Raw genomic sequence first — 25,328 nt, 5'->3', positions numbered from 1 at the left:
TGAACGAACGTACAGGCGCGCGCCGAGCGGATGGCAGGCGCCCGTCGTCAGTCGCGGGTGGCGACGATCGTGTACGTCAGGGGAACACGGTCGCGGTCAGCGTCGGGCCACGCCCACGAGCCGTCGCCGGTGTCCTCCATGCGGGGACTGAAGCGCCAGGGCAGTGTGCGCCCCTCGTCCAGGCGGCGGAGTCGGAGTCCGGCGCCGAGCAGCGCGTTCACGATCTCGGACAGCGGGTGCGGCCATTCGAACGTGCGGGTGTTCGCCACGGTGCCGTCGCCGGCGTAGGTGCCGGCGTCGTCCCACTGCTGCGCGGTGCCGTCCGGGAAGTACCGGTACCGGGTGACGAGCTCGTCGGCGGTCTCGTCGAGGCCGTAGAGCGCGGGGTGGCCGTCGCGGATGAAGAACACCCCGCCCGGGCGCAGCAGGCCGGCGACCTGCGCTGCCCAGCGGTCGAGGTCGGGGAGCCAGCAGATCGTGCCGATGCTCGTGTAGACGACGTCGAAGTCGCCGGAGACGGCAGCGCGGGCGTCGAGCACGTCGGTCTCCACCCAGGTGACGTCGAGTCCGAGCCGCGTCGCGAGGCCGGCGGCGGAGGCGAGCGCCGCGGGGGAGAAGTCGACGCCGGTGAGCCGGGCTCCCTCGCGGGCGAGCGACACGGTGTCGGTGCCGATGTGGCACTGCAGGTGGCAGACGTCGAGGTCGGCGAGCGTGCCGTCCGGCAGCCACGGCGTCAACACCGGCAGGTCGTCGCGCACGACGTCGGAGCGGTGCGCCGGGTCGGACAGCTCGTCCACGGCGTAGGCGCCCTCGTGGATCGGGACCCGGTCGTCCCAGTTCGCCCGGTTCGTGTCGCGGGCGCGGTCCCAGTCGACGCTGACGTGATCCATGCTCATGCTGATGAGCCTAGGACAGCGAGAGACCCAGCTTCCGTCCGGCCAGTCCGCGCCCCATCGTCGTGATGCCGTCGGCGATCGCGGCGAGGGCGACGGCCGCGGGGTCCTCCGGCGCGCCGAGCACGACCGGCAGGCCGGTGTCCCCGCCCTCGCGGAGCGGCACGGACAGCGGCACGCTGCCGAGCACCGGCACCGGGGCGTCCTGGCCGCGGGAGAGCCGTGCGGCGGTCTCGGCGCCACCGCCCTCGCCGAACAGGTGCAGGACCGAGCCGTCGGGCTGGACGAGCCCGGCCATGTTCTCGATGACCCCGATCACCCGTTGGCCTGTCTGGCGTGCGACGATCCCGCTGCGCTCGGCGACGTCGGCCGCAGCCGCCTGGGGTGTGGTGACGACCAGGACCTCGGCGTGGGGGAGGAGCTGGCCGACCGAGATCGCGACGTCGCCGGTGCCGGGGGGCAGGTCGAGCAGGAGCACGTCCAGGTCGCCGAAGAACACGTCGGTCAGGAACTGGTTCACGGTGCGGTGCAGCATCGGGCCACGCCAGGACACCGCGGTGGAGGCGTCGTCGACGAACATCCCGATCGACACGACCTTCACGTCGTGGGCGACGGGCGGCAGGATCATGCTGTCCACGCGGGTCGGACGTGGCGCGACACCGTGCTCGTCGGTGAGCCCCATCAGCCCGGGGATGCTGAAGCCGTGCACGTCGACGTCGACGATCCCGACCCGCAGGCCCCGTCGGGCGAGCGCAACGGCGAGGTTGGCGGTGACCGTCGACTTGCCGACACCGCCCTTGCCGCTCGTCACGGCGATGACCCGGGTGAGCGAGTCCGCCGTGAACTGGATGCCGTTCGGCCGGCCGGCGCGCAGGCGCTCGGTGAGCGCGGCACGCGTCGCGGGGGCCATCACCGAGACGTCGACCTCGACCGACGACACCCCGTCCACGGAACCGGCGGCGACGCGCACGTCGCGCTCGATGGTGTCGGCGGCGGGGCACCCCACGATCGTGAGCTGCAGGTCGACGCGCACCGCGCCTCCCGGCTGCACGTCCACCCCGCGGATCATGTCGAGCTCCGTGACGGGCCGACGGATCTCGGGGTCGATCACGCGGCCGAGCGCAGCGAGGACCGCCGTGCCCAGCTGCTCGTCGGCGGGAGCCGCGTCAGCCACGGGTGGAGCTGCCGGGCTCGTTCGCGTACCCGGCGTCGTCGGCGTCGCGCCGGTCGAGTTCCTCGAGCAGCGACCGGAGTTCGGCGCGGATGAAGTCCTTGGACGCCATGTCGCGCATCGCCAGCCGGAGCGCGACGACCTCGCGCGCCAGGTACTCGGTGTCCGCCAGGTTCCGCTCGGCGCGCTGCCGGTCCTGCTCGAACTGCACGCGGTCGCGGTCGTCCTGCCGGTTCTGCGCGAGCAGGATGAGCGGCGCGGCGTACGAGGCCTGGAGCGACAGCACCAGGGTCAGCGCGGTGAAGCCGATCGCTGCCGAGTCGAACTGCCACGGCTTCGGCGCGAGGGTGTTGTAGCCCATCCAGACCACGCAGAACAGGGTGAGGCCGATGAGGAACCACGGCGTGCCCATGCCACGTGCGATGCCCTCGGTCGCGCGACCGAACGTGTCACCGCGTCCGCCGCGGCGGCGGGTCGGGAGCACGCGCGTGCGCATGCCCTTGGGCGAGTCGAGGCGGACGTCGGAGCGCTCGCGATCGCGACGGTTCTCATCCGTTCGGGCCACGGGTGGTCCTCCTTCCCGTCGTCACGGGTGTCTTGCGCGGGCGTTGGCGTGGAAGCGGTGAGGGTTCCCCCTCGCCCTGACTTCGCCAGTCGTCCGGCAGGACGTGGTCGAGGACATCGTCGATCGTCACCACCCCGACGAGGCGGTGGGCGTCGTCGACCACGGGGACGGACAGCAGGTTGTAGGTCGCCATCACACGGGTGACCTCGGCGGCGCTCGCGTCGACCCGGACCGGTTCGGTCTGCTGGTCGATGAGCGTGCCGAGCCGTTCGTTCGGCGGGTAGCGGAGCATGCGCTGGAAGTGCACCAGCCCGAGGAACCGGCCGGTCGGCGGCTCGTACGGCGGCAGCGTGACGCACACCGCGGCACCGAGCACCGGGGCGAGGTCGTGGCGGCGGACGAGCGCGAGCCCCTCGGCGACGGTCGCGTCGGCGGAGACGATGACGGGCTCGGTGGTCATCAGACCACCGGCGGTGTCCGGCTCGTACTCCAGGAGCATGCGGACGTCCTGCGCCTCCTCCGGCTCCATGAGCTGCAGGAGCGCCTCGCTCCGTTCGTCGGAGAACTGCGCGAGCACGTCGGCGGCGTCGTCGGGCTGCATCTGGTCGAGCACGTCCGCCGCACGGGCGTCCTCGAGCCGCGACAGGATCTCGACGCGCTCCTGGTCGGGCATCTCCTCGAGCACGTCGGCGAGACGGTCGTCCGGGAGTTCCTCGGCGACCTCGAACCGGCGTTCCTCCGGCAGGTCGAGCAGGGTGCTCGCCAGGTCGGCGGGCACGAGGTCGGAGTACGCGGCGATGACGTGCTCGGCGGACTGGGCCTCACCGGGGAGCTCGTCCTCGGTGACCTCGTTCCACGTCGCGAACGTCGTCGGGCCCTTGCCGAACGGCGACGGCGTGGTCTTCGGCTTGCGGAGGAAGAGCTGCGCGACCTCCCAGTCGCCCTGCCCGCGGTCCTCGATCGCGACGTCCTCGATGGTGGCGCGGATCCGCTGGTTCTTGATGAGCACCTTGCGGCCGAGCATCTCGGCGATCACCCGGACCTCGCCGCCGCGCTGCTCGAAACGGCGCATGTTGACGAGCCCGGTGGTGATCACCTGGCCGGCACCGATCGAGGTGATGCGGCCGACGCTGACGAAGATGCGGCGCTTGCCCGGCACCTCGACGATCAACCCCACGACGTGCGGGGGATCGGCCCGGCGGTAGACCACCAGGACGTCCCGGACCTTGCCCACGCGGTCGCCCGCGGGGTCGAAGACGGAGCACCCGGCGAGGCGGGCGACGAAGACCTTCGTGGCGCTCACCCGACCCAGCGTAGTCGGTGTGCGTGGTGGCGCTTCCCCGGCGGTGCACGTGCGATCGCAAGGTGTGCGGTGAATGATGGCTGTGTGAGCAATCAGAGTCCCTTCGCCGGCAGGACCGCCCAGGCCTTCCCGACGCTGCCCAAGGGCGACGTCCTCGGCACGTACGACAGCTACCCCGACGCCCAGCGCGTCGTGGCGAAGCTCGCCGACGCCGACTTCCCGGTCAACCAGCTCTCGATCGTGGGCAACGACCTGAAGACCGTCGAGCGTGTCACCGGCAAGATGACCTACGGCCGCGCGGCGATCGCCGGAGCGCTGTCCGGGCTCTGGCTCGGCATCTTCTTCGGCATCGTGCTCACCCTGTTCTCGCCGAGCGCCGGCGGCCTGATCCTCGCCGCAGCGATCATCGGCGCCGCGTTCGGCATGCTCTACGGCATCGTCTCGTTCGCGATCACGAAGCGGCAGCGGGACTTCACGAGCGTCCACCAGGTGCTCGCCACGAACTACCAGATCGTCGTCAACCCGCAGCTGACCGGCCAGGCGCAGCGGATCCTCGGCGAGCACGGCGCGACGCCGTCCACGCACTGGAACGAGCAGCCCCAGCAGGGCGCTCCCGGTGCGCCCGTGCAGGGACAGCAGCCGTGGCGTCCCGCCCCGCCGCAGCAGTCGCCGTACGGCGGACACGCCACGCCCCACCAGCAGCCAGGAGGCCCGCAGCAGCCCGGCACGTCGGCCCCCGGCGCGCAGACGGATGCGCCCACGGCGCCGGGTGCGTCGAGCGCGCCGCGGTACGGCACGAACGACGGGCCCCGGTACGGCGAGAACGCCGACCCGTCCGCTGCCGCCCCCGCCGACCGACCCACCTCGGGTGGGCCGGCGATCCCCGAGCGTCGTCCGCAGGACCCGCCGCAGTACGGCGAGCGGGTGCCCGGTGCGACGCCGCCGGCACCGTCGTCTTCGTCGACCCCGTCGTCCCCGAAGGGCGACGAGCGCCCCTGACGCCTGCGTGCTCGGGGCCGGTGTGTTCGGGTTACAGCACCTTCGAGTAGCAGATCGACAGCGGGGCGCCGATGTAGGGGCCGAAGTTGGCGATCCGCGTGAAGCCCTCGCGCTCGTAGAACCCGACGGCGCGCTTCTGCTCGTTCCCCGTCTCGAGCACGAGCGCCGGTGACCCAAGGTCCAGCGCGGCCTCTTCGAGACGACGCAGCAGCGCGGCCGCCACACCCGAGCCGCGGGACTCCGGCCGGACGTACATGCGCTTGATCTCGGTGATGCCGTCGTCGACGACCCGCAGTCCGCCGCACGCCAGCGGAGTGCCGGCCTCGTCGCGCGCCAGGAAGAACACCGCGATGGAGTCTGCCGTCGGCTTCTCGCCGGGTTCGGTGTCGCCGCCGTAGGCACGGTCGATCTCCAGGCGCTGCGCGGCTCGGAGTCGCTGCGCGTCGGGGGAGTCGAAGTGCTCGACCTCGATCGAGAACTGCGGCGTGCGGGAGTCGGTGGAGGCGTCGGGCGTCGTCACCCGCTCAGGCTAGCGGCCGGAGCGGGCGATCCACGCCTCCACGTCCGAGGGGGTCCGGGGGATGCCGATCGACAGGTTCTCGGCCCCGTCCTCGGTGACCAGGATGTCGTCCTCGATCCGGACGCCGATGCCGCGGAACTCCGCGGGCACGGTCAGGTCGTCCTGCTGGAAGTACAGACCGGGCTCGATCGTGAACACCATGCCGGGCTGCACGACGCCGTCGATGTACATCTCGCGACGGGCCTTCGCGCAGTCGTGCACGTCGAGGCCGAGGTGGTGGCTCGTGCCGTGCACCATGTAGCGGCGGTGGAACTGGTTGTCCGCCTCGAGCGACTCTTCCGCCGAGACGGGCAGGAAGCCCCACTCGGCGGTCTTGCGGGCGATGACCTCCATCGCCGTGGCGTGCACCTGGCGGAACGTGATGCCCGGTTTGACGATGGCGAACGCGGCGTCTGCTGCCTCGAGCACGGCGTCGTAGACCATGCGCTGCACGGGGGAGAACGTGCCGCTGACCGGCAGCGTGCGGGTGATGTCGGCCGTGTAGAACGAGTCGACCTCGACCCCGGCGTCGATGAGGATCAGGTCACCCGGCTGCACGGCGCCGTCGTTCCGGGTCCAGTGCAGGATGCAGGCGTGGTGGCCCGAGGCGGCGATCGTGTCGTAGCCGACCGTGTTGCCGTCGGCACGAGCCCGGCGGTTGAAGGTGCCCTCGACGATGCGCTCGCCCCGCTGGTGTGCCAGGACGGCGTCGAAGTCGGCGATCACGTCGTCGAAGCCGTGCTTCGTCGCGTCGACGGCCTTGCGGAGCTCGCCCACCTCGTACGCGTCCTTCACCAGGCGCTGTTCGGACAGGTCGCGGGCGAGGACGTCGTCGGTCGCCGGTGCGCCGCCGACGGCGCTGCCGAGTCGTGCGTCGAGGGTGCGGGTGAGGTCGTCGTCGGCCTCGCGCACGAGCAGCGCCGAAGCGTCGAGTCCGTCGGCGACGTCCGAGAAGGAGCCGAGGTCGGCCGTGGCCAGCCCGAGGTCGGCGGCGACGGCGTCGAGCGAGGGACGCGGCCCGACCCAGAACTCGCCGATCTCGGGGTTCGCGTAGAACTCTTCCGAATCACGACCGGCCGTGGCACGGAAGTAGAGCGTGGCGTCGTGCCCGGAGCCGTTCGGCGTCATCACGAGGACGGAACCGACGACGGTGTCGGTGCCCCACCCGGTCAGGTGCGCGAACGTGGAGTGCGGGCGGAACGGGTAGTCGCAGTCGTTCGAGCGGACCTTGGCCTGTCCGGCGGGGACGACGATCGTGCGGCCCGGGTGCAGCTCGGAGATGCGGGCCCGACGCTCGGCAGCGAAGGCGGCCTGCTCGCGGGGCTCGGGGATCGTCTGCTCGCGGTCGGCCCACTGCGACCCGATGAAGTCCTTGAAGGTCGAGGACCCGGGGGTCGTGGATCGGTTGCTCGTCGCGCGGGGAGTCGTGTCGGCCATGCCCCCATCATCGCACCGCGCTGCACCGGCGTCCTGTGCGGCCCCTCACCTGTGGATAGCATTGTCGACGTGCCCGACCCGTTCATCGACCTGCACGCGCACTCGAGTGTCTCCGACGGCACCGAGCGACCCGCGGAGCTCGTCCGAGCGGCCGCGGCCGCCGGCCTGGACGCCGTCGCGCTGACCGACCACGACACGACCGCCGGCTGGGCCGACGCGTCCGGGTCCGCCCGCGAGCTGCCGCTGACGCTCCTGCCGGGTCTCGAGCTCAGCACGCGCATCGGTTTCCGGAGCGTGCACGTCCTCGGCTACCTGGTCGATCCACACGACCCGGGCCTGGTCGAGGAGACGGACCGCATCCGCTCCGGCCGCCTCTCCCGCGCGCACCGCATGGTCGACCGCATCGGCGAGGACCACCCGATCACCTGGGCCGACGTCCTGGCCCAGGCGAGCCCCGGGGCCACCATCGGCCGCCCGCACATCGCCGACGCGCTCGTCGCGCGGGGCCTCGAGTCCGACCGGAGCGCGGCGTTCCGCGGCATCCTGCACCCGGCGTCCGGCTACTACGAACCGCACGAGGCACCGTCGCCCCTGCGCGGCGTCGAACTCATCCGACAGGCGGGCGGTGTGCCGGTCATCGCGCACCCGGCAGCCTCGTCGCGGGGGATCGTCATCGACGAGCCGATGCTCCGCGACCTCGTCGACGCCGGGCTCGGCGGGCTCGAGGTCGACCACCGCGAGAACCTGGCGCACGGCAGGCGCACCCTGCTCGACTGGGCGTCGCGCTACGGCCTGTTCGTCACCGGTTCGAGCGACTACCACGGCACGGGCAAGCCGAACCGGCTCGGCGAGCACCGGACGGCGCGGGTCGCGTTCGACGCCATCCTGTCCGAGGCCACCGGCAGCGCCCCCGTGGTCGGCCCCGGCTCGCGCCTGTCCTGACCCGAGGCTCGTCCCCACCGAAGCGACAGATCTCGCTCGGCGCGGCCTGACCCCTTCGCGAAAGCGACAGATTCCCGCCGACAGTTCGCGGCAATCTGTCGCTTTCGCGGGGGCAGTCGGCAGGTGAGGACGACGAAGGGCCCGTCGCGTCAGCGACGGACCCTTCGGTCTGGAGGCGCTACTCGCCGTCCGACGAACCCTGCGGTGCCGAGGCGGTCGCCGAGGCATCGCCGGTGCCGGCTCCGCGACGGCGGCGACGGCGGCGACGCTTCGCGGCGCCGTCGGTGGTCCCGCCCTCGGTGGCCGACGTGTCGTCGGTGGGCGCGGAGGTCGGAGCCGCGGACTCGGTGGCGGGAGCCTGCGAGGCGGGCTGCTCCGAGCCTCCTGACCGGGTGCGGCTGCGCGACCGCGAACGCGACGCGTCACGCGGACCGGACGCCGGACGGTCACTGCTGCGCTTCTCGGCGGGGGCACCGGCCGACGCGGCGTGCGACGAGGCACCGGGCAGACGGCCCTTGGTGCCCTTCGGGATGTCGAGTTCCTCGAACAGGTGCGGCGACGACGAGTAGGTCTCGACGGGCTCGGGGATGCCGAACTCGAGGGCCTTGTCGATCAGCGTCCACTTGTGCAGGTCGTCCCAGTCGACGAACGTGACCGCGATGCCGGTCTTGCCGGCACGGCCGGTACGACCGGCGCGGTGCAGGTAGGTGTCCGGGTCGTCCGGGATCGTGTGGTTGATGACGTGCGTGACGTCGTCCACGTCGATGCCGCGGGCGGCGACGTCGGTGGCGATGAGCACGTCGCGCTTGCCGGCCTTGAAGGCGGCCATCGCGCGCTCGCGCTGCTCCTGGTTGAGGTCACCGTGCACCGCTGCGGCGTTGAACCCGCGGTCCTTGAGCTCCTCGACCAGCTTCGCCGCCGCACGCTTGGTGCGGGTGAAGATCACGGTCTTGCCGCGGCCCTCGGCCTGGAGGATGCGGGCGATGACCTCGTCCTTGTCCAGGGAGTGCGCGCGGTAGATGAGGTGCTTGATGTTGGCCTGCATGAGGCCTTCGTCCGGGTCGGTCGCCCGGATGTGCACCGGACGGCTCATGAACCGGCGGGCGAGGGCGACGATCGGCGCGGGCATCGTGGCCGAGAACAGCATCGTGTGCCGCACCTCGGGGATGGCCTGGAAGATGCGCTCGATGTCCGACAGGAAGCCCAGGTCGAGCATGCGGTCGGCCTCGTCGAGGACGACTTCCTGCACGTGGGACAGGTCGAGGAGTCGCTGGCGCTGCAGGTCGATGAGCCGCCCGGGCGTGCCGACGACGATCTGGGCGCCGGCCTTGAGCTGCTCGATCTGGCCCTCGTACGCCTTGCCGCCGTAGATCGCCGCGACGGTGGTCGGGCGGTTCGAGGTGGCGACCTCGAGGTCCTCGGTCACCTGGACCGCGAGTTCTCGGGTCGGGACGACGACGAGGGCCTTGACGCCGGGCGCCGGGTCGGCGCCGAGGCGCTGGATGAGGGGGAGGCCGAACCCGAAGGTCTTGCCGGTACCGGTCTTGGCCTGGCCGATGATGTCCTGGCCGGTGAGGGCGAGCGGGATCGTCTGCTGCTGGATCGGGAAGGGCTCGAGGATGCCCTTGCCCGCGAGCGCGTCGACGATGTCCTGCTCGATGGAGAGGTCTGCGAAAGTCAAAGAATCACCTTAGTTCTGGTGGAAGTCCGGGCCAGTCTACCGATGGGCGGGTGGAGCGGGGCGCGAGGCGGTTCCCGCTATGCTCTCCGGGTGGTGTCGTGGTGGAACCGGAAGCGCGCGGCGCAGCTCGCAGCAGCGTGGCTCGCGTCGCGGAACCCGCGCAACGCAAGCCAGGTCAAGCGTCTGGCGCTCGACGACGTCACCCCCGAGCTCGACGTCTACCTGGGCCAGGCCGCGTACCTGCAGCTCTCCGTCTACGAGACGATGGGTCGTGCCGGTGCCTCGGCGCCGACGCTGTCCGGTCGCCTGGTGACCGGTGTGCTCGCGACGACGGCGCTCGACCGGCACCGCACGATCGTCGCCGAGATCGAACGCAACGGTTCGGACCCGGCGGAACTGATGGCGCCGCACCGCGAGGCGATCGACCGGTTCCTCGAGCGCACGAGCGGCGCCGACTGGTACGAGTCGATGCTGACCGGCTACGTCACGGCCGGCATCCTGAACGACCTGTTCGGCAACCTGCTGCGGTCGCTGCCGAACGACGTGCGGCAGCGGTTGCGCTCCGTGTTCGACGCGCGTGAGGAACCCGCGGTCGTCGAGGAACTGACCGCCCGGATCGAGGACGACCCCGAGGTCGGCTCGCGCCTGGCGATGTGGGGCCGGCGTCTGGTCGGCGACACCCTGCTCGTGGCACGGTCGGCGCTGGCGTCGCACGCGCGCGAGGACCAGGAGCGGCTCGAGCCGGTGTGGACCGAACTGATCGCGGCGCACACCCGACGGATGGACGCGCTCGGCCTGACGGCCTAGGCGCGGCGGTCCCGTGCTCGGCTCAGGCCCCGCGGGCCTTGAGTCGTTCGTAGTACTCGACGTCGCTCTTGTCGCGGCGCGTCCCGAGCAGCCACTCGACGACGAGGGCGACGACGCCCGCACCGACCAGGGCCACGACCCAGATCCAGGTGGCGTCGTACCGCCACCCGGCCCAGGTCAGTGCCTCCCACAGCACGGCAGCGGCGATGCCGCCCACGGCGGGCCCGATCAGGACGCCACGACTGGCGCGCCACGGCAGGACCACGTGCGCGATCCCGCCGATGATCAGGCCGCCGAGGACGGCGAAGAGCAGTTCCACGTCGTCAGGCGACGAAGCCGATGCGGCGTGCCTCTTCCGCGCCGACCTCGACGTACGCCAGGGCGGCGACCGGAACGATGAAGCGACGGCCCTTCTCGTCCTGGAGTGACAGGTGCGTCGCCTTCGACGCGAGGGCCTCAGACACTGCCTTCTCGATCTCGTCGGCGGTCTGGGCGGTCTCGAACGCGATCTCGCGCGGGCTGTTGATGATGCCGATCTTGATGTCCACGAGCACAGCGTATCCGAGCGGTCCCGGAGGACATCGGACGTTCGCCGCGGGCGCACTCGGCGGCCCGGGTGCGCGCCGCGCCCGCGTCGGGCCGGGTGGTGTCGGCGGTCGTGGGTACCGTACGAGCGTGCCGCAGACCACGCTGACGCCAGCCCCCGCAGACGTCGGCGTCGCACGCGCCCTGGCCGACGACCCGTCCCAGACCGCCGTGCTCGCGCTGCCCGACGGCCGGCACGCGGCGGTCATCGGCGCTCCCGGCACGGGCAAGACGACCACGCTCGCCCGGCTCGTCGCCGACCGGTTGCGCCGACCGGACGCGATCAGCCCCGACGGGCACGCCACCGTGCTCGCGCTGACCTCGTCGCGGACCGCTGCCACCGCCCTGCGTGACCGCCTCGCCGCCGCCGTCGACCGCGTGGTGCCCGGAGCCCTCGCCCGGACCGTGAACTCGTTGGCCTTCCAGATCGTCGCGCACGCCGCCGCGGTCCAGGGGCAGGAAGCGCCCACGCTGCTGACCGGTGGCGAGCAGGACCGCATCATCGCCGACCTGCTCGCCGGTCACGAGCTCGACGGCACCGGTCCGGACTGGCCCGAACCCATCACCGCGGTGGTGCGGGAGCGCGCCGGGTTCCGGACCGCGCTGCGCGACGTCATGATGCGTGCGGTCGCGGCGGGCGTCGAGCCCGAGGACATGCGCGAGCTCGGCGACGAGGGCGGTCGACCCGAGTGGCGGGCCGTCGGTGACTTCGTCGACGAGTACCGCGCCTCGGTCACCGCGTTCCGCGCGACCAGCCTCGACTCCGGCGAGCTCGTCGCGTTCGCCACCGCGGCCGTGCTGCGCGGTGAACTGCCCGCGAGCATCGCCGCCCTCGGACTCATCGTGGTCGACGACACCCAGGAACTCGTCGAGGGCGAGGTGGCACTCCTCGGTGCGCTCGCCCGGTCCGGCGTGCAGGTCGTCGCGTTCGGCGACCCGGACATCGCCGCCTCGGCGTTCCGCGGCGCCGAACCGGACGTGCTCGGTCGCCTGGCCGTGCGGCTCGGCGTGGACCGCGTCGACGAACTCTTCCTCGGCACCGTGCACCGGTACCCCGCGCCGATCCGGTCGTTGGTCTCCGGGATCACGGGGCGCATCGGCACGGCAGCGGCCGGTCGGCAGCGCGCGGCCACGGCGAGCGACGAGGACGCCCGAGCCGACGCCGTCGTGCACCTCGAGGCGGCGAGCCGGTCGGCGCTGCTGGTGGCCGTCGCCCGACGGCTCCGCGAGCACCGCCTGCTCGACGGTGTGCCGTGGCACCGGATGGCCGTCGTCACCCGCAGCGGCGCCGCGATCCCCGAGCTCGTGCGTGCGCTCTCGGTGGCCGAGGTCCCCGCGACCGCCGGTGCCGCGCCGGTGCGCCCCCGTGACGACTCGGCGGCGCGGGCACTGCTCGACGCCGCGGCGGTCGCCCTCGGGGTCCTGCCCCTCGACGCCGCCCTGGCCACGGCGTTCGCCACCGGGCCGCTCGGTGGGCTCGACACCCTGGCGATGCGCCGGCTGCGGCTCGCGCTGCGGCGTGAAGAGCTCGCCGGCGACGGCACCCGCACGGCCGACGAACTCCTGATCGACGCGCTCGGTGCCCCGGAGCGTCTGGCCACGGTCGACGCCGGCTTCGCCAGACGGGCGACCCGACTCGCACGCAGTCTGGTGCAGGCACACGCCGACGCCGAGGCCGGATCGAGCATCGAGGAGATCCTCTGGGGCCTGTGGGAACGCAGCGGCCTCGCGAAGTCGTGGGGCGGGCAGTCCGCAGCCGGCGGGGTCGGAGCGGGCGAAGCGGACCGGCACCTCGACGCCGTCGTCGGCCTGTTCACCGCCGCCAAGCGGTTCGTCGAACGCACCCCGGACGCCCCGGCCCGGGTGTTCGTCGACGACCTGCTCGGCGCCGACCTGCCCGAGGACTCCATCGGACCCGACCGCACCGCCGGCCGGGTCCGGGTGCTCACCCCCTCGGCGACGATCGGACTCGAGTGCGACGTCGTCGTCGTGCTCGGACTGCAGGACGGCGTGTGGCCGAACACCCGGGTGCGCGGCAGTCTGCTCGACCCGGACGGCCTGGTCCGTGCGGCGTCGGGGGTCGAGCGTTCGCCGATCGACGACCGCGCCGCGGTGGTGGCCGACGAACTCCGCTTGTTCGCCCGCGCCGTCTCCCGCGCAACCACGCAGGTCGTGATCGGCACCGTCGCCAACGACGACGAGTCCCCGTCGCCGTTCGTCCGCCTGGTGCCGGTGCCGCCGGACCGGCAGCCGACCGTGCACCCGCTGTCCCTGCGCGGACTGGCCGGGTCCCTGCGACGTCGGGTCGTCCTGTCCGGCGACCACGAGGCTGCCTCGGCGCTCGCCCGACTGGCCGAGGCCGAGGTCCCCGGGGCCGCACCGGACGACTGGTACGGCCTCGCCGAGCCCACCACCGACGAGCCGCTGGTCGACCTCGACGCCGAGCCGGTGCCCGAGGTCGAGGGCGGCGAACCCGTCGCCCCGACCGTGTCCGTCTCGCCGTCGCGCATCGGCACGTTCGAGGAGTGCCCGGTGCACTGGTTCGTGCAGACCTTCGGCGGCGGTGCGCCGAGTCCGGCGATGGGGATCGGCACGATCGTGCACGAGGCGATGGAGCACGCGACCGAGATCGACGTCGAGTCGCTGTGGGAGCGGGTCGAGGCCCGGTGGGACGAACTGACCTTCGAGTCGCCGTGGGTGGCCGATCGGGAACGCGCGCGCACCCGCCGCATGATCGAGGGGCTCAGCGACTACCTGCGGACCTTCGCGGGCGCTGGCCGCCGGTTGCTCGGCGCCGAGACCTCGTTCGCCCTGGTCACCGGCCCCGCCCGGATGCGCGGCAGCATCGACCGCATCGAGGTCGACCCCGAGGGCCGTGTCAGCGTCGTGGACCTCAAGACCGGACGCTCGATGCCGAGCGAGAAGAACGACATGCCGGAGCACCCGCAGCTCGGCGCGTACCAGCTGGCGATCGAGGACGGCGCGGTCGAGGGCGTTCCGGCCGGCTCGCCCATGACGGACGCCCGACTCGTGTTCGTGCAGAACCCCCGCGGCGGGCAGGCCTACTCGGAGCGCACCCAGCACGCGTTCGACGCCGAGGCGCGCGACGCCTACCGGGAGCGCCTGCACGGGGTCGCGCGCGGCATGGCCGGACGGACCTTCCTGGCGAACGTGGACGACCACTGCGAGAAGGCCCGGACCGGCGTCGAGTGCCGCATCCACGTGGTCTCGGAGGTGACCTGGTGACCGACACGACCGACACGACCGACACGACCGGCACGACCGACGCGACGGGCTCGACGGGCACGACGGACGTCCTCGTTGCGCCTGTGGTCCGGCACGGCGCCGACGCCATCGCCGACGCCCTCGGCCGCCCCCGCCCGACCGCACAGCAGCGCGCCGTCATCGAGTCCCCGCTCACCCCCGCCCTGGTCGTCGCCGGAGCCGGCAGCGGCAAGACCGAGACGATGGCGTCGCGGGTGGTCTGGCTGCTCGCGAACGGCATGGTCCGCCCCGACGAGGTCCTCGGTCTGACCTTCACCCGCAAGGCCGCCGGCGAGCTCTCGGTGCGCATCAACGACCGCATCCGTGCGCTCGAGGACGTCGGCCTGATCACCCCGGGCGACGCCTTCGAAGCGCCCACCGTGTCGACCTACAACGCGTTCGCGAACGCCGTCTTCCGCGAGAACGCCCTGCTCGTCGGCCGCGACGGCGAGTCCCAGGTCCTGACCGAACCGTCCGCCTGGCAGCTGGCCCGCCGCGTCGTGGTGGCCGCGCGTGACGACCGACTGGCCGGACTCGACCGCGACGTCGACACCCTCACCGCGGCCGTCGTCGCGCTCGCCGGGGCCACGTCCGAGCACCTCGTCGAACCCGAGGACCTCCGCCGGTTCGCCGTCGAGTTCTCCGACCTGCTCGAACTGCCCGGCAACCGTGGCAAGCCGTACAAGGCGATCACCGAGGCCGTCGCCGCGATCGGTGCGCTGGAGCCCCTCGCCGACCTGGTCGCGGAGTTCCGACGGCAGAAGGTCGACCGCGGCTTCGTCGAGTTCTCCGACCAGATCGCCCTGGCGCTCGCCGCGGCCGAGTCCGCGCCGCGGGTGGTCACGGACCTGCGGCAGCGGTTCGGCGTCGTGCTGCTCGACGAGTACCAGGACACCTCGGTGGTGCAGACCCGGTTCCTCGCCCGGCTGTTCCGCGGGCGCTCGGTGATGGCCGTGGGTGACCCGCACCAGTCGATCTACGGGTTCCGCGGTGCGAGCGCCGCGAACCTCGCACGCTTCCCGCACGACTTCGGCGGCACCGAGCCGGACGCGGTCCGGCCCGTGACGTTCGCGCTGTCGACGAGCTGGCGGAACCCGGTCGACGTCCTCGCGGGGGCGAACGCGATCGTGGCGCCGCTGTCCGAGGCGTCCGAGGTCGACGTCGAGCGCCTGTCACCGCGACCCGGTGCGGACGCCGGGACGGTCCGGGCGGTGTTCCCGGAGACCCTGCCGGAAGAGGCCGACGAGGTCGCCGCCTGGTTCCAGGGCCACCGGAAGCGGAACCCGACCGGGTCGATGGCCCTGCTGCTCCGTGCCCGCAAGGACCTGGCGTCGTTCACCGCGGCGCTCGGAGCGCGTGCTGTGCCCTTCCACGTGCTCGGCACCGGCGGCCTGCTGCAGCGCCCCGAGATCGTGGACCTGGTCGCGTGCCTGCGGGTGCTGCACGACCCGGCTGCCGGCAACGACCTCATCCGGTTGCTCGCGGGTGCCCGGTGGCGGGTGGGCGCGGCGGACGTCGTCGCCCTGCACCACCTCGCGCGGTGGCTGTTCCAGCGCGACCACACGCAGCAGCGGCTCGACGACGAACTGACGGCGGCGTTCCGCGCCTCGGTGGCCGCGGGGGAGCACGGTTCGATCGTCGACGCCCTGGACTTCGTGGCGACCGCACCGGACGAGCACGGCGCGCTCGAGGGCATCACGCCCGCCGGCCGCAGCCGGATGCGGGCGCTCGGTACGCAGCTCGCGATGCTGCGGTCGCGGGCCGGCAGCGACCTGGTCGACTTCGTGACGCTCGTGGTGCAGGAGATGCGCCTCGACATCGAGGTCGCGGCGCACGAGCAGGGCAGCGGGGCGTACCTCGACGCCTTCATCGACGAGCTCGCCGGGTTCGTGTCCACCGACGACCGTGCCGACCTCGGCTCCTTCCTGGGGTGGATCGACGCCGCCGCCCGCCGTGACGACATGGGCCCGCGCTCCGAGGAACCCGAAGCCGGCACGGTCCAGATCCTGACGATCCACGGGTCGAAGGGCCTCGAGTGGGACGCCGTCGCGGTGCCGCGCATGGTCGAGGGCGGACTGCCCGCCCGGCCGCAGGAGGGCTCGTCCGGGTGGCTCGGCTTCGGCCGTCTGCCGTACGAGTTCCGGGGGGACGGCGCCGAGCTGCCGAGCCTGGCGTGGCGCGGGCAGGAGACCCAGAAGGACGTCACGACCGCGATCGACGCCTTCAAGGAGCGGGTGAAGGCCCGCAACGAGGACGAGGAACGCCGACTCACGTACGTCGCGCTGACCCGTGCCCGCCACGACCTGCTCGTGTCCGGTTCGTTCTGGGCCGGCGGCGTGCGCCCCACCGAGCCGAGCCGGTACCTGCACGACCTGGTCGAGGCCGGGGTGGTCGACGGCACCGCGATCCCGGAGACCACCGTGCACGACGAGAACCCCCTCGGCGAGGACGGCGCGCAGCAGCTCTGGCCGCACGTGCCCTTCGGGCAGCGGGCGCCCCGGGTGCTGGCGGCGGCCGAGCGGGTCCGGAACGCCAACCCCGGTGCCTCCGGCCGGTACGCGGCCGACGTCGACCTGCTGCTCGCCGAACGACGCGCGACCCGGAACGCGAAGCACGCGGTCGTGGTCCCGCACCGCGTGCCGGCCTCCGGCTTCAAGGACTACCTGACCGAGCCGGACAAGGTGGCCGAACGCCTGCGGCGGCCGATGCCGGAGCGCCCGTACCGAGCGACCCGGCTCGGCACGCTCTTCCACCAGTGGGTGGAGCAGCGTGCCCGCACGGGTGGTTCGCTCGAGACCCTCGACGTGTGGGGCGACGAGCTCGACCTCGACGCCGACGACCTGGTCGACGCCTCGCCGGACGCCGTGGTCACGGACGACGACGCCCGACGACTGGCCGACTTCCAGGCCACCTTCGCCCGCTCACGGTGGGCCGGCCGCACGCCGGTCGAGGTCGAGCGCGAGATCCACATCCCGTTCCTCGGGCACAGCGTCGTCTGCAAGCTCGACGCCGTCTACGAGATCGACGGGCGTGCCGAGGTCGTCGACTGGAAGACGGGCAAGGCGCCGTCCGGTGCCGACGACCTGGCCCGACGGACGCTGCAGCTCGCCCTGTACCGGGTGGCCTACGCCGAGTTCACCGGTCGACCGCTCGACCAGGTCGACGCCGTGTTCTACTTCGTCGCGGACGACCTCGAGGTGCGCCCGACCGAGCTGCTCGACCGTGCCGGACTCGAGCGCGCCTGGACGGCCGCGATCGGCTGACGGACGAGGGGTCGCGACACCCCGCGGCGTGCACGGCGCACCGGTCACAGGCCGTCAGTGCGCGGCTCGACGGCCGACGGCTCGCGGCCGGTCGGTGCTCGGAGGGCGGGGAGTCGTGACGGCTCGGGGCCGGACGCGGGCGGGGAGCGCGCCGCGCCCCAGCCGGCCACCCGGGAGGCCCGGTGCCGGTCTCGCGGACCGGCACCGGGCCTCCAGGCAGTCGCGCCCACCGCCCAGCGCGACCGCCACTGGTCACGACAGCCCGTCGGCGGCTGCGGACCGGTCGTGGACGGTCGCTCGAACGCGGGGCGGACGACGTTGCGTGACCGCTCGGCAGAGGTCAGCGCGGCGCACGAGCCGGAACGTCGGAGCGGAGATCAGCCGTGTCGGCGTTCGGTCGACGACAGCAACTGCTCGACCTCGCCGATCTCCATCGTCTCGGGGGACACCGACTGCAGCGGCTCCGCGCTCGGCGCGTGCACCGCGTCGACCAGCCGGTGCATCATCGCGACCGCGTCGTCGACGACCTCGGTGCTCTTCGCCTGGACGCCGTGCAGCAGCCAGTGCGCCGTCTCGAGTTCGTGGTGCACCCGGGCGCGCTGTGCGAGCTGACGGTCGCGTCCGCCGCCGTTCGCCTCGTAGGCGCTCAGGACGGTGTCGAAGGCGTCGCGTCGGCCGGCGAGCACCCAGGCGAGGTCCTTCGCCGGGTCGCCGAGTCGGAGCTCGCCCCAGTCGAGGATCCCGCTGACGGCATCGCCGTCGACGAGCAGCACGCCGGTGCCGATCGATCCGTGCACGACGGTGGGGGTGAACTGCCACAGCTGCTGGTCGCGCGCGGCGCCCTCCCACCGTTCGACCAGGGCGGCGGGCACGAGCTTGGTGGCGACGGCGCGGTCCATCACGGACACGGCGGAGCGCAGCACCTCGAACGGGGTGAGCGACGGCAGGCCGGCGTCCGAGACGAAGCTCGTCGGCAGCTGGTGGATCGCGGCGAGGGCGCGGCCGACGCTCGTGGCGAGCTCGGGGCGCTCGGCGAACGACGCGAGCGTCGGGTGCGCGCCCGGCAGCCGGGTGGTGACGATGGCGCGGGTCGATCCGATCGGCGCCTGGCCGCGGTACTCGGCCACACCGAACGGGAGGCGCGTGCGGATCCCGGCGCTCAGCGCACGGATCGCGACGAGGTCGGCCGACTGCCGGGCTTCCGCCCGCTGGTTCCGGGGACGTCGGATGACCGTCAGGGCGCCGTCGGCGTCGCGGAGGAGAGCCGACTCGTAGTCGCCGGCCGCGGCCGAGCCGAGCGTGCGCGTGCCCGTGACGACGAGACCGGGCACGGCCGTCGTCGCCAACGCGGCTAGAGTGAACTGGGATCCCGCCATGCCCCTCAGGGTAGGTGCGTGACGCCTGCACCGGTGCACGCCACGCTGTTCCCGAAGCCTTCCCAGTACGCCTTGCCGCACGCCCCGCCCGCAGGCCTCGCCTGCACCTGAACCGAGGAGCCCTCTGCCGTGACCGTCGAGTTCGCCTCCCGGCTCCCGCTGTCCCGCAACGAACTCGACCGCGACGCCGAGTTCCGCACGACGCCGGACCTCGACCGGGTCCTGCGCGAGGACTCCGCGACCCGGTACCTGCCGGTGCACGGCTCGGAGATGCTCCGGAACGCCGACGGCACCCTGCGCTTCGTGACCGCGGCCGACGTCCCCGACGGCACCGTGACGCTGTACCTCGGCCGCGCGGTCTCGGACGCTGCCGACGCCCCCGCCGGCACCCGCTTCGTCGCGACCCTCGTCGACGACGCCACCGCGTCGGCCATCGAACCGTCCGACGACGCGTGGGAGAGCCTGCGCATGTTCGGCACCGAGCTGTCCCCGCGCGACCAGGGCCTGGCGGTCGAGGCCGTGGCGATGGCGAACTGGCACGCCGTCCACGGCTTCTCGCCCCGCACCGGGTCCGCGACCGACGTCGTCACCGGCGGGTGGGTGCGCCGCGACCCTGAAGGACACGAGCACTTCCCGCGTACCGACGCCGCGATCATCGTCGGTGTCGTCGACGCCGACGACCGCATCCTGCTCGGCTCGAACGCCGCGTGGGACGCCAACCGCTACTCGCTGCTCGCCGGGTTCGTCGAACCGGGGGAGTCGCTCGAGGACGCCGTCCGCCGCGAGGTCTTCGAGGAGTCCGGCGTGCACGTCGAGGAGCCCGAGTACCTCGGCTCGCAGCCGTGGCCGTTCCCCGCGTCGCTGATGGTCGGCTTCCGTGCCCGCGCAGTGGACGGCGACCCGTCCACTGCCCGGCCCGACGGCGTCGAGATCCTCGACGTGCGCTGGTTCTCGCGCGAGGACATCCGGGAGCGCGCGGGGGACACCCTGCTGCTGCCCGGTCGGACCTCGATCGCCCGCGCCATCATCGAGGAGTGGTACGGCGGGCCGCTGGACCTGCCGTGAGCAGTGCTGGTGGTGGCCCGGTGCCGGCTGGCGCTGGTCCGGGCGGTTCGGCCGGTTCGGCCGGTTCTGCCGGTTCGGCCGGTTCGGCCGGTTCGGCCGAGGTCCGTCCGCCGTCGCCCGATGAACTCCTCGCCGCCCTCGACACCGAGCAGCGCACCGTCGCCCGGACCCTGCTGGGCCCCGTCGCGGTCCTGGCGGGCGCCGGCACCGGTAAGACCCGTGCGATCACCCACCGCATCGCCTACGGCGTCGCGACCGGCACCTACGCACCGAACCACGTCCTCGCGCTGACGTTCACCACCCGCGCCGCCGGGGAGCTGCGGTCGCGGCTGCGCTCGCTCGGCGCCGGCACGGTGCAGGCGCGGACCTTCCACGCCGCGGCGATGGCGCAGCTCAGCTACTTCTGGCCGGACACCGTCGGCGGGCACGCGCCGAAGATCGTGGAGTCCAAGGGCCGGATGATCGCGCACGCCGCGGACACCGTCGGGATGTCGGTCGACACCCCGGTGCTGCGCGACCTGGCCGCCGAGGTCGAGTGGCGCAAGGTGCAGATGCTCTCGCTCGAGGAGTACGAGGCCGCCGCCGCCGAACGGGTGATGCCGCGCGACACCTCGCCGCGCCGGGTGATCGACCTGATGAAGGCCTACGAGCGCCTGAAGGACGACCGCCGACAGCTCGACTTCGAGGACGTCCTGCTCGCCACGCTCGGCATGGTCGAGTCGGAGCCGCGCGTGGCGTCCTACGTGCGGCAGCAGTACCGGTTCTTCGTCGTCGACGAGTACCAGGACGTCTCGCCCGTGCAGCACGATCTGCTGCGAGCCTGGCTCGGCGGCCGCGACGACCTGTGCGTCGTCGGCGACGCCAGCCAGACGATCTACTCGTTCGCCGGCGCGTCGAGCGACTACCTGCTCGGCTTCGGCTCGGAGTTCCCCCGCGGCTCGGTCGTGCGACTCGAGCGGAACTACCGCTCCACCCGCGAGGTCGTGCACGCCGCCAACGCCCTGATGCGCGGGCAACCGGGCGCGCTCGACCTGGTCGCCCAGACGGACGAGCCCGGGCCCGACCCCGTCGTGGTGCCGTGCGTGCACGACGGCGACGAGGCGCAGACCATCGCCCGACGGATCGCGGAACTCGTCGCCGGCGGAGCGTCGTACGGCGACTGCGCAGTGCTGTTCCGCGTCGGCGCCCAGTCCGCGGCCCTCGAGTCCGCGCTCGGCCGCAACGGCATCCCCTACCGGGTGCAGGGCGGCACGCGCTTCTTCAACCGGCCCGAGGTCAAGCTCGCGGTGCACCACATGCGCGGCGAGGCGATCCGGCAGACCGACGACGAACTGACCCGCCGGGTCCGCCTCGTGCTGCAGGTCAGCGGGTGGACGTCGACCGCCCCCGAGGGCACCGGCGCCGTCCGCGAGCAGTGGGAAGCGCTGCAGGCGATCATGGGCCTGGCCGAGGACGCCCCCGCCGGCACGACCATGCAGCAGTTCACCCAGGACCTGGTGGACCGTGCCGCGACCCACCACGAGCCCGAGGTCGACGCCGTGACCCTGGCGACCCTGCACTCGTCCAAGGGACTCGAGTGGCCGAACGTGGTCATCGCCGGTGCCGCCGAGGGCCTCTTGCCGATCTCGCACGCCACCACCGACACCGAGGTGGACGAGGAACGTCGCCTGTTCTACGTCGGCCTGACCCGCGCCCGGCGGACCGTGACGATCACGTGGTCGAGACAGGGTTCCACACGTGGGGGAGCCCGCGCTCCGAGTCGGTTCCTGGCAGTGCTCGGCACGCGCACCGCGGATGGAGCGGCACCGACCACCGGCTGACGGCCAGGTCGTCGCGGTCGAACACCACCTGGTCCGGGTCGGCACGTTGCGACCGGAGCGGCAGGCGCTGCACGAGCAGCCGGGTGGCGGCCGCGGCTACCGCGGCGGACCGCCACGGTGACAGCGGCGCCGGTGGTCGTCCCCACAGCTGCGACGCGATCGCGGGCCACGCCGGGTCGTCGTCCACGCGTGCGAACTCCGCGCACTGGAGGCACGGGCCGGCCCCCGGGACCACGAACGGCCCGAGGCGGATGCGGCCGTCGCCCACCACCACCGCCAGGTGCGGCACGCCCCTGCGGGTCCAGGCGGCGCGGAGCGCGGGGTCGACGACGTGGTCGGCGACCACCACGGCGAGCCGGGGTTCGTGCTCCGGCAGGTCGACGGGGCCGCCCCGCGGGGACGAGGTCCGGGCGACGGTCACGCCCTCGCCGGACAGGTGCGCCGCGATCGTGTCCGGCAACCCGCCGGCGCCGTGCACCTCGACCCGTTCGAGCGGTTCGGGCAGGACGTCGATCACGGCGGGGGACGCCGCACCGAGCACGCGCGCGGCGACGTCCGGTGGGCAGCCCGAGGTGACGGCGAGGCCGCTCAGCGCTTCGCGCCCCGTCTCACGCCGCAGGGCACTGAGGAACCGTTCCTCGCCCGTGGTCGGGACGTCGACGACGGCACGAGGCGGATCGACCCCGAGCTGCACCGTCGTCGGGTCGCGCCAGACGAACTCGAGTGTCGGATCGATGCGGATGCCCATGACCCCACGGTGCCCGAGTCGGGGGCACGCGTGGGGCCGGGTGGTGGATCTGTGGAGAACTCGACGGTGCCGGACTCAGCGGGGCTGGTCGCCGGGGCGGTCCTCGTCGGTGCCTGTCTCGTCGGTGCCCGTTCCGTCGGTGGCCGTCTTGCCGGTGCCCGTTCCGTCGGTGCCCGGGGCGCCGTCGTCGATCCGGCCGGACTCGTCCTCGTGCGGACGGGCGCCGGTGGCGTCGTTGAGCAGGTCCTCGAGCGCCTTGTCGAACGCGTCGTCCTCCTCGGTCTGCGCGGGGTTCCGCAGACGGGCGACCAGGGCGTCCGGTGCGTCGACGTCGTCGGACGTGGGGACCAGGTCGAAGTGCGACCAGAGTGCGTCACGCTGCTCGGCACCGAGCTCGTCCGTCACCCGCTGCCACATCGCGGCGGCCTCGCGCAGACGGCGGGGTCGCAGTTCGAGGCCGACGAGCGTCGCGAACGCGGACTCGGCGGGTCCTCCGGCTGCCCGGCGACGGCGGACCATCTCGGCGATGGCGCCGCTCTTCGGCAGCCGGACGGTGGCGGCGGCGGTGACCGTGTCGACCCAGCCCTCGACGAGCGCGAGCATGGTCTCCAGCCGTGCCAGCGCAGCGTCCTGCTCGGGCGTGCGCGGCGGGATGAGCGCACCGGAGGCGAGCGCGTCCCGCAGCTGCTCCTGGTTGGTCGGGTCGATGTCCGCGGCGAGCTCCTCGACGCGGTCGAAGGGGATGTGGATGCCCCGTGCGTAGTCCGTGATCGACGAGATGATGTGCAGGCGCAGCCACCGCGCCGAGCGGAAGAGCCGTGCGTGGGCGAGTTCGCGGACCGCCAGGTAGATGCGGACCTCGTCCTCGGAGACGTCGAGTCCCTCGGCGAACTCGGCCACGTTCTGCGGCAGGAGTGCGGCGACCTGCTCGTCCAGCAGCGGGACCCCGACGTCGCCGCCGGACACGACCTCCTTCGACAGCTGGCCGACGACCTGGCCGAGCTGGATGGCGAAGAGGGCACCGCCGACGCCGCGCATCGCCTTCGAGACGTCGCCGAGCATCGCCTTGAGTTCTTCGGGAGCACGCTGGTCGATGGCCTCGGTGAGCGCATCGGCGATGCTGAACGCGACGGGCTCGGCGATCTGGGTCCACACCGGAACCGTCGCCTTCGCCCACTGCTCCCGCGTGTACAGGCTCGGGGTGGCGGTGAGCTCGGCCACGGTCGTGACCTCGTCCAACCAGAGGGCGGCGACCTGGAACGCCTGGTCGGCCGCCTGCGAGGCCACCGGGTCGACGGCGTGGCCGCCTTCACGGGCGATCGCGGTGGCGCGCTCGGCGGTCGCGGAGAAGTCGATGCCGTCGCCGCCGGACTGCGCGGCACGCTGCAGCTGGCTCATCAGGTTCGCGACGAAGGCCGGGTCGTTCGGCAGGCCGGCTGCACCGGCGAGCTGCGACGGGTCGATCTGGCCCTCGCCCGAGAGCAGCTTGCGCAGCATCTCCTGGAAGTCGTCGTCCGGCCCCGGCTGTGGTTCATCAGGCATGCCGACTACGCTAATCGCTGCTCACGGGGCCGCACCTGGGATGCCCCCGTGGGAACGCCCGAACCGCTGCGCCGAGGGCGAACAGTCCCGCCGCACGGCGCGGACGACCGCCCCGCCGTCAGGCCCGGCGACCGCCCCTGGAAGGACCCCGCGTGACCCTCTTCACCCCCGCGCCCCGTCGTCGTTCGCGTGCCAGGACCGTCGGGTGGGCGTTCGTGATCGGTGCCGTCGTGCTGGGGATCCTGGCGAGCGTGCTGCCGAGCCCGTACCTGATCGAGGTCCCCGGACCGGTCTACAACACCATCGGGACCCAGAAGCAGGGGACGGGCAAGGACGCGAAGGACGTCAAGCTGATCCAGGTCTCCGGGCACGAGACCTACCCCACCGCCGGGGCGCTCGACATGCTGACGGTCGGCATCCAGGGCGACGCGACGAACCGCCCGTCGTGGACCAGCGTCGTCCGGGCGATCTTCACGAAGTCCGAGGCCGTGATCCCGGTCGAGGCGATCTACCCGACCGGCACCACGACCGAGCAGGTGAACCAGCAGGACTCCGCCGACATGCAGGCGTCGCAGCAGTCCGCAGTGGCCGCAGCACTGATCCAGCAGGGGAACGACCTGCCGACCGAACTCGAGGTCGGTACCGTGCAGCCCGGCTCGGCTGCCGACGGTCCGATCGAGAAGGGCGACGTCATCACGGCCTTCGACGGCACCTCGCTCACGACGAACGCCGACGCCACCTCGCTGCGCGAGCTCGTCGCGAAGCACGGCACGTCGACCCCGGCCACCGTCACCATCGAGCGCGACGGTGCGACGAAGGACGTCCGGGTGACCCCACGCGACGAGCAGGGCACCGCGCTCCTGGGCGTCGGCGTCACGGAGAAGTACGACTTCCCGTTCGACGTCTCGATCAAGCTGCAGGACGTCGGTGGCCCCTCGGCCGGCATGATGTTCGCGCTCGGGATCATCGACGAGATCACGCCCGGCAAGCTCAACGGCGGCAAGCACGTCGCGGGGACGGGCACGATCACCGCCGACGGCGAGGTCGGAGCCATCGGCGGCATCCGGCAGAAGCTCTACGGAGCGCGGGAAGCGGGGGCGACGGTGTTCCTCGCCCCGGCTGACAACTGCGGCGAGGTCGTCGGGCACGTGCCGGACGGGCTCGACGTCTACAAGGTGTCGACGCTCGACCAGGCCGTCACCGACCTGCAGACGATCGCCGCCGGGAAGAGCACTGCGAAGCTCGCCCGCTGCGGTTCCTGACCGGGTTCCTGAGTCCTCGCACAGTTTCACAGTCCGCCCGGTCCAA

Annotated in this window: 20 protein-coding genes; 8 read left to right on the top strand and 12 right to left on the bottom strand. The window is 72.8% G+C overall.

The annotated features are described in order from the left end of the window. Nucleotides 1-47: 47 nt before the first annotated feature. Genes GVL05_RS04200 through GVL05_RS04185 form a run of 4 tightly spaced genes read right to left on the bottom strand, consistent with a single transcriptional unit; the run spans nucleotide 48 to nucleotide 3,932 of the window. Nucleotides 48-896, bottom strand: coding sequence for a bifunctional 2-polyprenyl-6-hydroxyphenol methylase/3-demethylubiquinol 3-O-methyltransferase UbiG (locus tag GVL05_RS04200; protein WP_159571570.1), 849 nt, complete (start codon nucleotides 894-896; stop codon nucleotides 48-50). 10 nt (nucleotides 897-906) lie between these two features. Beyond that, nucleotides 907-2,067 (bottom strand): Mrp/NBP35 family ATP-binding protein, encoded by a 1,161-nt coding sequence (locus GVL05_RS04195; RefSeq protein ID WP_159571567.1) that lies wholly within the window; start codon nucleotides 2,065-2,067, stop codon nucleotides 907-909. Further along, nucleotides 2,060-2,560: a DUF1003 domain-containing protein gene (locus GVL05_RS04190; protein ID WP_111085044.1), complete on the bottom strand. Its 501-nt coding sequence runs from the start codon at nucleotides 2,558-2,560 to the stop codon at nucleotides 2,060-2,062. The genes GVL05_RS04195 and GVL05_RS04190 overlap by 8 nt, the downstream gene beginning before the upstream one ends. A 52-nt stretch (nucleotides 2,561-2,612) precedes the next feature. After that, nucleotides 2,613-3,932: a CBS domain-containing protein gene (locus GVL05_RS04185; protein WP_123313343.1), complete on the bottom strand. Its 1,320-nt coding sequence runs from the start codon at nucleotides 3,930-3,932 to the stop codon at nucleotides 2,613-2,615. Nucleotides 3,933-4,016: 84 nt separating this feature from the next. Here GVL05_RS04185 and GVL05_RS04180 point away from each other — a divergent pair, with 84 nt between their 5' ends. Next, nucleotides 4,017-4,931, top strand: a complete 915-nt coding sequence (locus GVL05_RS04180) for a general stress protein (protein WP_159571564.1) — start codon at nucleotides 4,017-4,019, stop codon at nucleotides 4,929-4,931. A 31-nt stretch (nucleotides 4,932-4,962) separates the two neighbouring features. On the opposite strand, the gene GVL05_RS04175 is transcribed toward GVL05_RS04180, so the two are convergent. Together GVL05_RS04175 and GVL05_RS04170 are read right to left on the bottom strand one after the other, a co-directional pair. Then, on the bottom strand, nucleotides 4,963-5,451 hold the full coding sequence (locus tag GVL05_RS04175) for a GNAT family N-acetyltransferase (RefSeq protein ID WP_159571561.1): 489 nt from the start codon (nucleotides 5,449-5,451) through the stop codon (nucleotides 4,963-4,965). A gap of 9 nt (nucleotides 5,452-5,460) precedes the next feature. Further along, on the bottom strand, nucleotides 5,461-6,927 hold the full coding sequence (locus GVL05_RS04170; protein WP_159571558.1) for an aminopeptidase P family protein: 1,467 nt from the start codon (nucleotides 6,925-6,927) through the stop codon (nucleotides 5,461-5,463). A 69-nt stretch (nucleotides 6,928-6,996) separates the two neighbouring features. Between GVL05_RS04170 and GVL05_RS04165 the strand changes: the two genes are divergently transcribed. Further along, a complete protein-coding gene (locus tag GVL05_RS04165) occupies nucleotides 6,997-7,869 on the top strand; it encodes a PHP domain-containing protein (protein WP_159571555.1) in 873 nt (290 codons plus the stop codon). 178 nt (nucleotides 7,870-8,047) lie between these two features. On the opposite strand, the gene GVL05_RS04160 is transcribed toward GVL05_RS04165, so the two are convergent. Beyond that, nucleotides 8,048-9,550 carry a DEAD/DEAH box helicase gene (locus tag GVL05_RS04160; RefSeq protein WP_123294092.1) on the bottom strand — a complete coding sequence of 501 codons (1,503 nt, stop codon included), beginning with the start codon at nucleotides 9,548-9,550 and terminating at the stop codon, nucleotides 8,048-8,050. 90 nt (nucleotides 9,551-9,640) lie between these two features. On the opposite strand from GVL05_RS04160, the gene GVL05_RS04155 reads away from it, so the two are divergent. Next, nucleotides 9,641-10,357: a ferritin-like fold-containing protein gene (locus GVL05_RS04155; protein WP_235035842.1), complete on the top strand. Its 717-nt coding sequence runs from the start codon at nucleotides 9,641-9,643 to the stop codon at nucleotides 10,355-10,357. A 22-nt stretch (nucleotides 10,358-10,379) separates the two neighbouring features. Here GVL05_RS04155 and GVL05_RS04150 read toward each other — a convergent pair whose 3' ends face one another. Both GVL05_RS04150 and GVL05_RS04145 read right to left on the bottom strand, forming a co-directional pair. After that, nucleotides 10,380-10,676 carry a hypothetical protein gene (locus GVL05_RS04150; protein WP_123294090.1) on the bottom strand — a complete coding sequence of 99 codons (297 nt, stop codon included), beginning with the start codon at nucleotides 10,674-10,676 and terminating at the stop codon, nucleotides 10,380-10,382. Between the two features lie 4 nt (nucleotides 10,677-10,680). Continuing rightward, entirely contained in the window at nucleotides 10,681-10,905 is a 225-nt protein-coding gene (locus GVL05_RS04145; RefSeq protein ID WP_111084998.1) for a DUF3107 domain-containing protein, read from the bottom strand. Nucleotides 10,906-11,032: 127 nt separating this feature from the next. Between GVL05_RS04145 and GVL05_RS04140 the strand changes: the two genes are divergently transcribed. Further along, nucleotides 11,033-14,188 (top strand): UrvD/REP family ATP-dependent DNA helicase, encoded by a 3,156-nt coding sequence (locus tag GVL05_RS04140; RefSeq protein WP_159571552.1) that lies wholly within the window; start codon nucleotides 11,033-11,035, stop codon nucleotides 14,186-14,188. Next, complete coding sequence (locus GVL05_RS04135) at nucleotides 14,185-17,469, top strand: ATP-dependent DNA helicase (protein WP_235035841.1); 3,285 nt, start codon at nucleotides 14,185-14,187, stop codon at nucleotides 17,467-17,469. The genes GVL05_RS04140 and GVL05_RS04135 overlap by 4 nt, the downstream gene beginning before the upstream one ends. Before the next feature lie 377 nt (nucleotides 17,470-17,846). On the opposite strand, the gene GVL05_RS04130 is transcribed toward GVL05_RS04135, so the two are convergent. Next, nucleotides 17,847-18,845, bottom strand: a complete 999-nt coding sequence (locus GVL05_RS04130) for a phosphotransferase (RefSeq protein ID WP_123294087.1) — start codon at nucleotides 18,843-18,845, stop codon at nucleotides 17,847-17,849. Between the two features lie 129 nt (nucleotides 18,846-18,974). Between GVL05_RS04130 and nudC the strand changes: the two genes are divergently transcribed. Both nudC and GVL05_RS04120 read left to right on the top strand, forming a co-directional pair. Then, nucleotides 18,975-19,910 carry an NAD(+) diphosphatase gene (nudC, locus tag GVL05_RS04125; RefSeq protein ID WP_159571549.1) on the top strand — a complete coding sequence of 312 codons (936 nt, stop codon included), beginning with the start codon at nucleotides 18,975-18,977 and terminating at the stop codon, nucleotides 19,908-19,910. Next, the gene (locus GVL05_RS04120) at nucleotides 19,907-21,730 is read left to right on the top strand and encodes an ATP-dependent helicase (RefSeq protein ID WP_235035840.1); all 1,824 of its coding nucleotides are present in this window, start codon (nucleotides 19,907-19,909) and stop codon (nucleotides 21,728-21,730) included. Before nudC ends, GVL05_RS04120 begins: the two co-directional genes overlap by 4 nt. Here the strand turns inward: GVL05_RS04120 and GVL05_RS04115 are convergent. Continuing rightward, the gene (locus GVL05_RS04115) at nucleotides 21,621-22,478 is read right to left on the bottom strand and encodes a hypothetical protein (protein WP_159571546.1); all 858 of its coding nucleotides are present in this window, start codon (nucleotides 22,476-22,478) and stop codon (nucleotides 21,621-21,623) included. The two genes, GVL05_RS04120 and GVL05_RS04115, sit on opposite strands and share 110 nt — an antisense overlap. A gap of 75 nt (nucleotides 22,479-22,553) precedes the next feature. Beyond that, nucleotides 22,554-24,020 (bottom strand): zinc-dependent metalloprotease, encoded by a 1,467-nt coding sequence (locus GVL05_RS04110; protein ID WP_235035839.1) that lies wholly within the window; start codon nucleotides 24,018-24,020, stop codon nucleotides 22,554-22,556. 152 nt (nucleotides 24,021-24,172) lie between these two features. Between GVL05_RS04110 and GVL05_RS04105 the strand changes: the two genes are divergently transcribed. Further along, on the top strand, nucleotides 24,173-25,282 hold the full coding sequence (locus GVL05_RS04105) for a PDZ domain-containing protein (RefSeq protein ID WP_235035838.1): 1,110 nt from the start codon (nucleotides 24,173-24,175) through the stop codon (nucleotides 25,280-25,282). Nucleotides 25,283-25,328: the final 46 nt, after the last annotated feature.

This window comes from Curtobacterium sp. 18060, assembly GCF_902706105.1.
Classification (GTDB): Bacteria; Actinomycetota; Actinomycetes; order Actinomycetales; family Microbacteriaceae; genus Curtobacterium.
Note: the sequence above shows the minus strand (reverse complement) of the source record. Positions and strands in the feature narration are given on the sequence as shown.